Below are 12309 nucleotides of genomic sequence, written 5' to 3'. Positions count from 1 at the left end.
ATTTCACTCAATATAAACTATATTATTTTTTATTACCATTTGAAGCACTTCCCCAAAACGCAAGAATCAACTTTTTCCTACAATGAGAATAGTTTATGATATAAAAGTTGTATTTTTGCTAAACCATAACTTTTGAATTCTATAAAATGGCAGAAGACAAACTAAGAACCATGCGAGAGCTTGTTGACAAGCTTAATTCCGCGGCCAATGCATACTATAATGGACAGGGTGAACAGATGTCAGACTACGAATGGGACGCCTTGTTTGACGAAGTGAAACACTTGGAAAAAGAGACTGGGCAGCAGTTCCCCGACTCACCAACCAACCGAGTTTCGGAAGACAATATTATTGGAAAGAAGGAAGAACACGAATTTCCTGCCCTCTCATTAGCAAAGACCAAGCAACCTGTTGAACTCGCGAAATGGGCAGAAGAGCATCCTATTTGGCTGAGTTGGAAGCTTGATGGGTTGACACTTGTAGTCACTTTTAACAACGGAAAACTTACAAAGGTGGTGACACGAGGCAATGGACACATCGGAACAAACATCACTCATTTGGCTACTGCCATTCAAGGCATTCCACAAGAGATAAAGAACAAGGGCCATGTTGTAGTCAGAGGAGAATGTGTTATCAGTTATGCCGACTTCGAACAATTTAATATTGAGAGCGAAGAAGAATATGCAAACCCACGCAACTTAGCTTCAGGTTCGCTGACATTAAAAGACATTAATGAAGTCAAACAGCGTCATCTTGTGTGGATTCCTTTTACATTAGTCTATACCGATGAAGTCATAACGTCATGGGGAAAGCGTATGGATTGGCTTGAAAAGAATGGTATGAAGGCGGTAGAACGTGAGGAAATAGAACATCCAACACTGCAAAACATAGAACAAGTCATTGCAAAATGGACAGAGAAAGTAACGGGAAAAGAGAACCCCTACCCTGTAGATGGCTTGGTAATTACCTATGATGACACAGCGTTTGCCCAAACTGGCAGTGTCACGGGACATCATGCAACGCGTGCGGGCCTTGCCTTTAAATGGCAAGATGAAAGTGCAGACACCGTGTTAGACCATGTAGAATGGAGTTGTGCAGCCAATACAATCTCACCTGTTGCCGTGTTTTCACCTGTTGATTTGGAGGGAACGAGTGTAAAACGTGCCTCACTCTGTAATATCAGTGAATGTGAACGATTAGGTATCGGCGGCCAAGGAACGAAACTAAGTGTTATCAAAGCCAATAAGATTATACCGAAAGTGATTCGTGTTATTGAGAAAGTTGGCGACTTAGACATTCCATGTTCTTGTCCGGTTTGCAATGCGCCAACCCGCATAACGATTAGTTCGGCCAGCGAAACAAAGACCCTTCATTGCACAAACCCCAAATGCCCAGCGAAACAACTACGTAAGTTTGCGCGCTTTGTAAGCAAAGAAGGAGTTAACATCGATGGCATGTCAGAGCAAACAGTGGCTAAATTCATCAACTTTGGATGGGTAAAGACCTATGCCGATTTATACAAATTGAAAGATCACGCCATTCAACTTTCGTCAACAGATGGCTTTGGTGAGAAGAGCGTTCGCAACCTTTTGCGCTCTATTGAGAAAGCACGTGACGTGGAAGCACACCACTTTCTATATGCGTTGAGCATTCCTTTGTGTGGTCAAGACGTATGTAAAAGGTTGCTAAGTGCCTATTCGCTGCAAGATATTATCACCATTGCAAGTGGTAAAAGCGAAAATATTGTTCCGGCAAGCGACTCACCTTTTTCTCTCATTGCAGGCATTGGACCCGAAAAAAGCAATCAAGTGGTGACTTGGTTTCATGATGAAGAAAATCTCGCTATGGTTGAAGAACTGCTTCAACAAGTACGCGTGAGCCAAGAAAACACAGCGGCAGAGGGCGACAGTTGCAAGGGATTGACCTTTGTTGTGACTGGCGATGTGACACATTATAAGAATCGTAACGAGCTGAAAGCATACATAGAAAGTCAAGGAGGAAAGGTAACGGGAAGCGTCAGCAAGTCTACCGACTATTTGATTAACAACGATGTAGCCTCTCAAAGCTCAAAGAATCAGAAGGCACAACAATTGGGAATCCCCATAATCTCAGAAGAAGAATTTATTGAAAAGTTTGGAAAAGAATAATATTAAATATGCAACTCGATGCCGATAAAGCATGAGTATGCTTGTTCAATCAAAGAAAAAGCATTACTTTTGCAGTCATGAGAATAGACATTATTTCAGTAATCCCGGAAATGATTGAGGGCTTTGTCACTGAATCTATCCTTGCTCGAGCACAGAAAAAAGGGCTTGTTGAGATTCAGTTACATAACCTTCGCGATTATACACTTGATAAATGGCGTCGCGTTGACGACTATCCTTATGGTGGAAGCGCAGGAATGGTGATGCAATGTGAACCTATTGACCGCTGCATCTCTGCGCTTAAAGCCGAACGCGACTATGAAGAGGTAATTTACACCAGCCCTGATGGCGAGAAGTTTGACCAGCCTTTAGCCAACGAACTATCTCTAAAAGGCAACATGATTATCCTCTGTGGCCACTATAAAGGAATTGATCAGCGCATCAGAGACCATCTGATTACGCGAGAGATAAGTATTGGTGACTATGTGCTTACAGGCGGAGAGTTGGCCGCTGCAGTGATGACAGATGCTATAGTGAGGCTAATTCCAGGCTCAATCAGTGATGAACAAAGTGCATTGAGCGACTGTTTTCAAGACAATATGCTTGCAGCACCTATATATACTCGCCCATCTGACTATAAAGGTTGGAAGGTTCCAGACATTCTTTTGAGTGGAAACGAAGCGAAAGTACGCCAATGGGAGTTTGATCAAGCAATGGAACGGACAAAACGTTTGCGTCCCGACTTATTGAAATAAATAAGAAACTAAACCGGAAGACCCTTGTAGTCTCCCGGTTTTTTATTTCTTTTTGACAGAAGTATAAGCTTTAGAGAATCCAAAATCAAATTATATTGACTAAATAGAACCAATAATTTTGATTTTATATTCATTTGTTTTATCTTTGTAAGATAATACGGAATTATGGAAAAAGAAACGAAAGACATGGAGGCAGTACAGCTGCCCGAGAACGCATTTCGCGAACTAAAAGAAGGCGAAAAGTATGAACCTGTGATGAGCTCTAACAAGGTTTATCCCGAAGTGAATAGCTGGTCAGTCATTTGGGGCATTCTCATGGCAGTGCTTTTTTCAGCAGCTGCCGCCTATCTTGGACTCAAAGTAGGTCAGGTTTTCGAGGCCGCTATCCCCATAGCCATTATTGCTGTCGGCGCATCTACAGCCGCTAAGCGTCGCAATGCGCTTGGAGAGAACGTTATTATTCAAAGTATCGGCGCCTGCTCGGGTGCTGTTGTAGCTGGTGCTATCTTTACTTTGCCTGCCATATATATATTGCAAGCCAAGTATCCTGAAATGACAACATCATTCTTTAAGATATTCATGGCCTCGGCATTAGGTGGTGTTCTCGGTATATTATTCCTTATTCCTTTCCGCAAATACTTTGTAAGCGACATGCATGGCAAGTATCCTTTCCCCGAGGCTACAGCCACAACTCAAGTATTAATGAGTGGAGCGAAAGGTGGAGATCAGGCAAAACCACTGTTATTATCAGGTCTTGTAGGTGGACTTTACGATTTTATTGTGGCCTCACTTGGCTGGTGGAATGAGAACTTTACAAGCCGTGTGGTAGGTTGGGGAACAGAATTGGCCGACAAGGCAAAGCTTGTTTTCAAAGTCAATACAGGCGCTGCCGTCCTTGGTTTGGGCTATATTGTGGGCTTGAAATATGCACTATACATCTGTTTTGGTAGCATTGCAGTGTGGTGGTTGATAGTTCCCGGCATGTCGTTACTATTCCATGACCAAGTATTAAACCAGTGGGACCCCTCCATTACACTCACTGTAGGCGCTATGGACCCAGAAACAATCTTCAGATCGTATGCACGTAGCATCGGCATTGGAGGCATAGCTATGGCTGGTATCATCGGAATTATCCGTAGTTGGGGTATCATCCGTGATGCTGTTGGACTGGAAGCGCGTGAACTAAAAGGTAAAGGTGGGAACATAGATGACGTACAACGCACTCAAAGAGATATCAGTTTTAAGATTATTGCCATAGGAAGTATTGTGGTATTATTACTCACTTTTATCTTCTTTTGGACTGGAGTGATGCAAGGAAACATCTTATTTGCTGTGGTAGGTATACTGCTTGTGACCGTTATTGCCTTTCTTTTTACGACCGTTGCAGCTAATGCTATCGCCATCGTTGGTAGCAATCCTGTATCAGGAATGACGCTAATGACGTTGATATTTGCCAGTGTTGTGATGGTTGCTGTAGGCTTAAAAGGTTCTGCCGGTATGCTGGCTGCCCTCATTATGGGAGGAGTTGTCTGCACCGCTTTAAGCATGTCGGGTAGCTTTATCACTGACTTGAAGATAGGATATTGGCTTGGAACGACGCCAAAGAAACAGGAGAGTTGGAAGTTTTTGGGCACTTTGGTCAGCGCAGCAACAGTTGGTGGCGTGATGATATTACTCAATGAGACTTATGGTTTCGCAAGCGGTAGTCTGGCAGCACCACAAGCTAACGCGATGGCTGCAGTCATAGATCCTCTTATGAACGGTGTAGGTGCGCCATGGATTCTATATGGTATAGGAGCTGCTTTGGCCATAATTCTGACATTATGTAAGGTTCCTGCGCTCGCTTTTGCATTGGGAATGTTCATTCCTTTAGAGCTAAACGTACCATTGGTTGTGGGAGGTGCCATCAACTGGTGGGTTACTTCTCGCAGTAAAGATGAAGAAGTGAACAAGCAACGCGGTGAGCGTGGTACGCTGATTGCAAGCGGTTTTATTGCTGGTGGAGCATTAATGGGCGTGATAAGTGCACTGCTGAAGTTTGCAGGTTTTGAGGTTTGGTTGTCCGACATGAAGCTCGCTGTGTCACCAACCTGGTTGACAAGTGTCGCAAGTCAAGTGTGCTCTTTGATAGCTTACATCTGTTTGATTACATTCTTCATCAGAGCTACACGCAAAAAATAGACTATATAATAAGGTAAAAAGAATAAAGAAATGACATTAGAAAAGGATAGTAAGATTTACATTGCAGGCCATCATGGACTTGTTGGCTCTGCCATTTGGAAGAATTTAGAGTCACGTGGCTATACCAATCTTATTGGAAGGAGTCATAAAGAGCTTGACTTGACAGACCAATCTGCCGTCAAATCATTCTTTGATGAGGTACAACCCGATGCGGTAGTTCTTGCTGCTGCATTCGTTGGAGGCATTATGGCGAACTCTCTTTACCGTGCAGATTTCATCATGCAGAACATGAAAATGCAATGCAATGTGATTGAAAACGCGTATAAACATGGGGTGAAAAAATTACTATTCTTAGGCTCGACATGTATCTATCCAAAGGATGCGCCGCAACCAATGAAGGAAGATTGTCTACTCACCTCGCCCTTGGAATATACCAACGAGGAATATGCAATCGCCAAAATTGCCGGACTTAAGATGTGTGAAAGCTACAATTTGCAATACGGAACGAACTATATTGCTGTCATGCCTACTAACCTTTATGGTCCTAATGACAACTTCCATTTGGAGAATAGTCATGTGATGCCTGCCATGATGCGTAAGATTTACTTAGCCAAACTCATTCATGATGGAGACTGGAATGCTATTAACAACGACATGAATAAACGTCCACTCAACCCTCCACCAGCCTTGCGTAAGCTTGTTGGTGAAGGCAATGTAGACGGTAATAACACGCAAGAACGCATCTTAAAAGCCCTCGCTTTCTATGGCATAGAGGATAATAAGGTGACGTTATGGGGCGATGGTAGTCCATTCCGTGAATTCCTTTGGAGTGAAGATATGGCTGATGCAAGCGTACATGTGCTATTGAATGTTGACTTCAAAGACATCATAGGCATTGACAAATACTCATCTGTTTTCTATGATGCAAAGACAGATGGTGTTGTAGATCGTAATAATTCTGAAGGTCGAGGCGGTGCTATTCCATCGTTAGGTGAAATCAGAAACTGCCATATTAACGTCGGAACAGGAAAAGAACTCACGATTAAACAATTAGCAAACTTAGTTAAAGAAACAGTTGGTTTCACTGGAGAAATCGTTTGGGATGCCTCAAAACCTAACGGCACCCCACGTAAACTCATCGACGTAGAAAAGTTACATCGTTTAGGCTGGACACACAAAATAGAAATCGAAGAAGGTGTAGCGAAACTCTATACCTGGTATCAAGACAGTCTTAAATAAAATCAACAATCAAATATGAAACATTTATATCCGTTGTTGTTTGAACCTAATCTTCATGAAACGGTATGGGGAGGAGACAAACTAACAACTTGGAAACATCTGCCAAAGCACACTGCTCCTGTTGGAGAATCATGGGAAGTAAGTGCTGTTCCATCAAGTGTTAACATCATTTCTAACGGAATTTATAAAGGCAAAGACCTCATTTCACTCATTGATAGCTATCCAAACGAGATACTTGGAAAGCATGTTGCAGAGCGTTATGCAGGTAAAATGCCACTCTTAGTAAAGTTTATTGATGCCCGACATGACTTGAGTATACAAGTTCATCCCAATGATGAGATGGCGCAACGAGTACATGGTAAGTTTGGAAAGAGCGAGATGTGGTACGTCCTTCACGCTGATCCTGGCGCATCACTCTACGTTGGTTTTAAACAAGAAATAGACCGAAATGAATATAAAAAGCGAATTGCTGAAGGCACAATTACTGACGTCTTAGCTCGTCACGAAGTGCATGCCGGAGACGTTTTCTACCTTCCTGCAGGACGCGTTCATGCGATTTGCGGAGGCATTTTGCTTGCAGAAGTTCAACAAAGTAGTGATCTTACCTATCGAATCTATGACTATAACCGGCCTGGAATAGATGGAAAGCCACGCGAACTACATACAGAATTAGCCGCAGAAGCACTCAATTATCATGTAGAAAAAGACTATCGCACACACTATTCTGACCAGAAAGAGTGCGATTGTACGGTGCTTTCAACAGAATATTTCTCTGTACATATCATTGACACCACTGCCCCATTCCACCGCAATCTCATGGAACATGACAGCTTTGTCATTGTGATGTGCCTTGAAGGCGACTGCAAAATTCACGTTCATTCGACTGGGGATGAGATTGAATTGCACGAAGGATTTAGCTGTATGATCCCTGCAGAAATAGCAGATTATGACCTTATTCCTGTGAATGGTCATACCAAAATATTAGATACTTACATTGATTAAAAGTAAAGGGTTTCGTGAAATTACTTCGCGAAACGCTATACTTTTTAAAATAAAATGTCTATGTTCGAAGACACAAGTGAATATAACGACATCATTGAACTGCCTCATGTAGAGCCAATCGGACGTAAAAGGCTTTCTTCATGGGAGCATGCTAACCAGTTTTCTGCATTCGATGCCCTCACAGGACTCGGAGAATCTATTGAAGAAGAGACGTCTAAAATACTCAAGGAATACACGATTAATGATGAAGAACAAAAGGGCGCGCTTGCTAAAATGAAAGCGTTCTTTGAACAAGCAAACCTACCATACGAAGCTGCTAACGAATACTTTCAATCCATTTTTGGTCAAGATGCGCAATGAAAGGACTTTCTTTAAGCTCAATATCATTTTGCATTATCTCTCAACATAAATATAGTAATCGATAAAACGAACCTATCCTGAAAAACAGATCCATTCATTTTATCGCGTAAACAACATTAAAACACCTCTTAATCTCAGCCATTTTAACTTGCAAAATAGCTTATTTTGGTTTGCCTTCTAATTTCATTGTTTTCGCTACCGAAGAGGTAACGTAACACTATTTTGCACCTTCTATATCATAATATCATGAGAAGGAAGATTGACTTATAGTGATGTTTATATTTCTTTTCATCTATTTCATTGATTGCTTAATCAGAAACAATACCCAAGAAACACACTTTATAAGAGACGAAGTATTTAAAAAAGAAATCCCCAACGGATTACTCCGTCGGGGAATATCTTGTAAATTGAGTCTACTTTATTACTTTACGTAGATTACAGCAAGGCGGTTAGATGTTGTACCTTGAACGCCCTTACCATTAGCTTGCTCAACATTTACACCCTTATTCTTCAGGTAGTTAGCAACAACGTTTGCACGATCCTGAGAAAGTTTCTTGTTAAGTGAGCTTGAACCTTCAGGAGAAGATGTACCAACAATCTGTACAGTGCTACCCTTAGCGATGTTATCAAGAACAGACTTAGCTTCGCTTGTCAAGTTAGACTTACCCTGTGCGAATGTTACGAACAATGGGTTAACTACGCTTGCACCTGGAACTTCCTTAACAACTTCCTTGATAACCTCTTTTGGTTTCTTAGCAAGTTCGTTACGAAGGTCGCTGATCTGTGAGTTAAGTGCATCGATTTCGCTCTGATCACGAGGAGTAACAATCTTGAAGTTGTGTGTACCATTTGAGTTAGCGAACTTGTAAATCAAACCACCATTCAACTGAACGAAGCTGTGGTTGATGTTGTACTGGATACCGCTATTACCCATATTGTAAGGAGTACCGCTCTTATCGTTCAAACCATAAGCAATAGATGGCTCAACATAGAACTGCCACTGCTTCTGTGAACCGAAGTTGAAAGCGAAGTCAAGACCTAACTTTGAAGTCAAGTTGTTAACCTGTTTGAAACTCTTGTACTCTGCAGTGTTGCCAAACAAGTGGCCCCAACCAAGACCAGCTACAGCGATTACTTCGAATGAGCGAGGCTCACCTGTGTAACCACCAAACCAGTTACTGAAGTTCAAAGTACCCAACAAGCTTGTGTTCAAGAAGCGAACGATAGTACCTGTTGAAGCATAAGGCTTATTTGAGAAATAAGCATTGCTCTCTACTGCCAAACCAACAACTGGAGTAAACCAACGACCAATGCGAAGACCTGCATTTGGATCAAGACCCTTTAACCATGCATGACCGGTTGTTTTTGTTGCAACACCGCCATTAACACCAACATAAATGTTGTCAAAAGTCTTACTTTCCTGTACAGTTTGTGCAGATGCTGATACTGTCATTAAGGCAGCAGCAGCTAATAAAACTAACTTTTTCATGTCTCTCTAAAAAATTAATTAATAATTATTGTTTATAATCTTTTTTCTTGTTTACGAGTGCAAAGTAATTAAAAAATATTCGAACTGCCAAATTTTTACTAAGGAATTTATGCTCAACAACATAAAAAATGAGAAATATCAATTATTTAATCAAATTATCTTTCGTTTTATACTTGTTTTTTACCTCTAAGATCTTATTATTAAACGAGTTTTTATTATCTTCGCAATATGAAAAAGATTATACTGATAACAGGAGGACAACGTTCTGGGAAAAGTATGTATGCAGAACGTTTAGCCTTATCATTGACCGACCAACCAATATATTTTGCCACGGCACGTATTTGGGATGAAGAGTTCAAAGAGCGTGTAAAAAGACATCAAGCACGTAGAGGAGACAATTGGACTAATATCGAAGAAGAGAAATATCTGTCGCACCATACTATATATAATAAGGTATGTGTGGTCGACTGCATTACGCTTTGGTGCACTAATTTCTTTTTCGATGCAAACCAAAATAATACAAAAGAGCCAGTGATTGATGAAGCACTCGATGCAATTAAAAAGGAATTTGATCAATTTACGGCCCAAGATGCAACATTTATCTTTGTGACTAACGAAATTGGTAGTGGCGGAGTGAGTGATAATGTGGTTCAAAGACGCTTCACAGACATGGAGGGTTGGATGAATCAATATGTAGCATCAAAAGCTGATGAGGTTGTTCTGATGGTGTCAGGAATACCAGTTAAAATCAAATAACATGACCAATTTTAATATAAAAGCACCCAATCTATCCATAGAAAAGTCGCTGATTGAGAAGATAAACAATCTAAATAAGCCCAAAGGTTCACTGGGAAGATTGGAAGAAATAGCCTCGCAAATAGGACTTATTCAACAGACATTGTCTCCCTCTTTGCATCATCCTTGCCACCTACTTTTTGGTGGAGACCATGGTATTGAGCGTGAAAACGTGTCGGTATCTCCAAGAGATGTGACATGGCAACAGATGATAAACTTCACACAAGGAGGTGGAGGTGTCAACCTGTTTTGCCGTCAACATGGATTTAAACTGCGACTCATCGACATGGGAGTAGACCATGATTTAACGACCTATCCAGCCATTATCAATCACAAAATCGCGCATGGAACGGCGAATTTCCTTCATAATCCTGCCATGGATGATGAGCAATTCCAGCGTGCGTTGCATATAGGTGCAACATTAGTAGATGATTGTTTTGCCGAAGGATGTAACATTATTAGTATAGGTGAAATGGGAATTGCCAATACAAGTCCGTCAAGTATATGGATGAGTATCTTTGAAAACCTTCCTTTAAACGAATGTATTGGAGCCGGTTCTGGCCTAAACCATACCGAGATGCAACACAAATTAGCTGTACTTCAGACTGCCATCGACCGATTCTTTGCCCAAGGCTATCAGCCCATTGATGCCATTCCATATTTTGGAGGCTTTGAAATGGTTGGGGCAATAGGGGCAATGCTGCGTGCAGCCGAACGTCACATGGTCATCCTTGTTGACGGATTTATCATGACCGCTTGCATGTTGGCAGCATCTCAAATGCACCCCGAGGTTTTGGCTTATGCCATCTATGGGCACTGCAGTGATGAGGGAGGACACCGCAAAATGCTTAAACTCATGAATGCTAAGCCTTTATTATCTTTAGGTTTAAGACTTGGTGAAGGCACTGGAGCCTTATGTTCCTACCCCATTATTGACTCTGCTGTGCGCATGATTAACGAGATGAATAACTTTGAAAATGCACATATTACCAAATATTTTTAATTCATGCAGATAGACATTCAAAACAATATTTCATGGCGCGACCGCCTTTTTGCAGCGCTAATATTCTTTACTCGCCTCCCCTTTTGGCGCATCTATCAACCTAAAAAAGAGGCCTACGAAACGATAATTGAGTTTTGGCCCCTCACAGGATGGCTCACTTCAGCGTGCATGGCAGCCACTTTTTACTTCGGTTCGATGTATATGCCTCTTTCGTTTGCCGCAATTTTGGCTATCGTAATACGCATTTTAATTACTGGAGCCCTACACGAAGACGGCTTAGCTGACTTTCTTGACGGCTTCGGCGGAGGCGGAAATGACCGCAAACGCATTTTAGATATCATGAAAGATAGCCGTATTGGCACCTTCGGTGTACTCGGTTTGATTCTTTATTTCATGTTATTGTATCAGTGCCTTACAATTCTTCCTGCCCACACTACGGCATTAATGATTCTGGCTGCAGACCCTTTCTTCAAGATGATTACAGCCAATCTCATCCAATACATGCCTTATGCTCGAACGGCAGATACAGCAAAAAATCGAGTCGTTTACCGTAAGTTGAGCATTAAATCTGGCATAAGTCTCTTCATACAAGGCGTGCTTCCAACTCTTCCTTTGTGGTATTTCTTCGGCTTACCTTATATCTGTATAGCCCTTCCTGCACTTGTTTATTATCTCCTTTATCTATTGATGCACCACCGCATTGGAGGTTATACCGGAGATTGTTGCGGTGCTGTTTTCCTCCTAACAGAGTTGAGTTTCTACCTCGTTTATGTCATTTTCTCACTTCATCCATTAGCATCTTTATGAAAGTTACCCTTGTCCGACACACCAAAGTGAATGTTCCCAAAGGCACATGTTATGGTTGGAGCGATGTACCCGTAGCCGATTCATTCTGTGAAGAGGCTGCAATCACGAAAGCAAACCTATCTAAAAGACCACCTTTTGACGCCGTGTTCTCTTCGCCATTAACACGTGCTCGCAAGCTTGCTTCTTATTGCGGATACGATAATCCCACACTTGATGACCGACTGAAAGAGATGAACATGGGAGATTGGGAGATGCGTTTATACGACGATATTGCCAAAGAAGACCCGCATATTCTGGCGTGGTATGAAGACTATATGCACCTTGAAGCCACGGGAGGTGAAAGTTTTCCGATGCTGTTCAAGCGCGTTTCGTCATTCCTTGACTGGCTAAAACAACAACCATTTGAGCATGTCGGCATCTTTGCTCATGGCGGTGTACTCATTTGTGCAGGCATTTATGGTGGATTATTTCCTAAAGAAAATGCCTTCGAAAACCTTACAGCATTCGGAGGCATTGAGGAAATTGAACTATGATATC

11 protein-coding genes are annotated in these 12309 nt (G+C 41.7%); 10 read left to right on the top strand and 1 reads right to left on the bottom strand.

From position 1 onward, the window contains the following. The first annotated feature begins 146 nt into the window (after positions 1-146). The 6 genes from ligA (at position 147) to HMPREF9420_RS00180 (ending at position 7678) form a co-directional block, all read left to right on the top strand. Entirely contained in the window at positions 147-2144 is a 1998-nt protein-coding gene (ligA, locus tag HMPREF9420_RS00205; protein WP_007133338.1) for an NAD-dependent DNA ligase LigA, read from the top strand. 77 nt (positions 2145-2221) lie between these two features. Further along, positions 2222-2896 carry a tRNA (guanosine(37)-N1)-methyltransferase TrmD gene (gene trmD / locus HMPREF9420_RS00200; protein ID WP_044078628.1) on the top strand — a complete coding sequence of 225 codons (675 nt, stop codon included), beginning with the start codon at positions 2222-2224 and terminating at the stop codon, positions 2894-2896. A 165-nt stretch (positions 2897-3061) separates the two neighbouring features. Further along, positions 3062-5077 carry an OPT family oligopeptide transporter gene (locus tag HMPREF9420_RS00195; RefSeq protein WP_007133336.1) on the top strand — a complete coding sequence of 672 codons (2016 nt, stop codon included), beginning with the start codon at positions 3062-3064 and terminating at the stop codon, positions 5075-5077. Between the two features lie 30 nt (positions 5078-5107). Continuing rightward, complete coding sequence (locus HMPREF9420_RS00190; RefSeq protein WP_007133335.1) at positions 5108-6316, top strand: GDP-L-fucose synthase family protein; 1209 nt, start codon at positions 5108-5110, stop codon at positions 6314-6316. A 15-nt stretch (positions 6317-6331) separates the two neighbouring features. Further along, entirely contained in the window at positions 6332-7318 is a 987-nt protein-coding gene (locus tag HMPREF9420_RS00185; protein WP_007133334.1) for a type I phosphomannose isomerase catalytic subunit, read from the top strand. Positions 7319-7378: 60 nt separating this feature from the next. Next, the gene (locus HMPREF9420_RS00180; RefSeq protein WP_007133333.1) at positions 7379-7678 is read left to right on the top strand and encodes a hypothetical protein; all 300 of its coding nucleotides are present in this window, start codon (positions 7379-7381) and stop codon (positions 7676-7678) included. Between the two features lie 421 nt (positions 7679-8099). On the opposite strand, the gene HMPREF9420_RS00175 is transcribed toward HMPREF9420_RS00180, so the two are convergent. Then, positions 8100-9167, bottom strand: a complete 1068-nt coding sequence (locus HMPREF9420_RS00175) for an OmpA family protein (protein WP_007133332.1) — start codon at positions 9165-9167, stop codon at positions 8100-8102. Between the two features lie 228 nt (positions 9168-9395). On the opposite strand from HMPREF9420_RS00175, the gene cobU reads away from it, so the two are divergent. Genes cobU through cobC form a run of 4 tightly spaced genes read left to right on the top strand, consistent with a single transcriptional unit; the run spans position 9396 to position 12305 of the window. After that, positions 9396-9923 carry a bifunctional adenosylcobinamide kinase/adenosylcobinamide-phosphate guanylyltransferase gene (cobU, locus tag HMPREF9420_RS00170; protein WP_007133331.1) on the top strand — a complete coding sequence of 176 codons (528 nt, stop codon included), beginning with the start codon at positions 9396-9398 and terminating at the stop codon, positions 9921-9923. Between the two features lies 1 nt (position 9924). Next, positions 9925-10965 (top strand): nicotinate-nucleotide--dimethylbenzimidazole phosphoribosyltransferase, encoded by a 1041-nt coding sequence (gene cobT, locus HMPREF9420_RS00165; protein ID WP_007133330.1) that lies wholly within the window; start codon positions 9925-9927, stop codon positions 10963-10965. A gap of 3 nt (positions 10966-10968) precedes the next feature. Beyond that, the gene (gene cobS, locus HMPREF9420_RS00160) at positions 10969-11772 is read left to right on the top strand and encodes an adenosylcobinamide-GDP ribazoletransferase (protein ID WP_007133329.1); all 804 of its coding nucleotides are present in this window, start codon (positions 10969-10971) and stop codon (positions 11770-11772) included. Further along, on the top strand, positions 11769-12305 hold the full coding sequence (gene cobC, locus HMPREF9420_RS00155; protein ID WP_007133328.1) for an alpha-ribazole phosphatase family protein: 537 nt from the start codon (positions 11769-11771) through the stop codon (positions 12303-12305). The genes cobS and cobC overlap by 4 nt, the downstream gene beginning before the upstream one ends. Positions 12306-12309 lie beyond the last annotated feature (4 nt).

It is taken from the genome of Segatella salivae DSM 15606 (genome assembly GCF_000185845.1).
In the GTDB taxonomy this organism is placed as follows: Bacteria; Bacteroidota; Bacteroidia; order Bacteroidales; family Bacteroidaceae; genus Prevotella; species Prevotella salivae.
The sequence above is the reverse complement of the archived record's forward strand: the minus strand, read 5'-3'. Positions and strand labels throughout refer to the sequence as shown.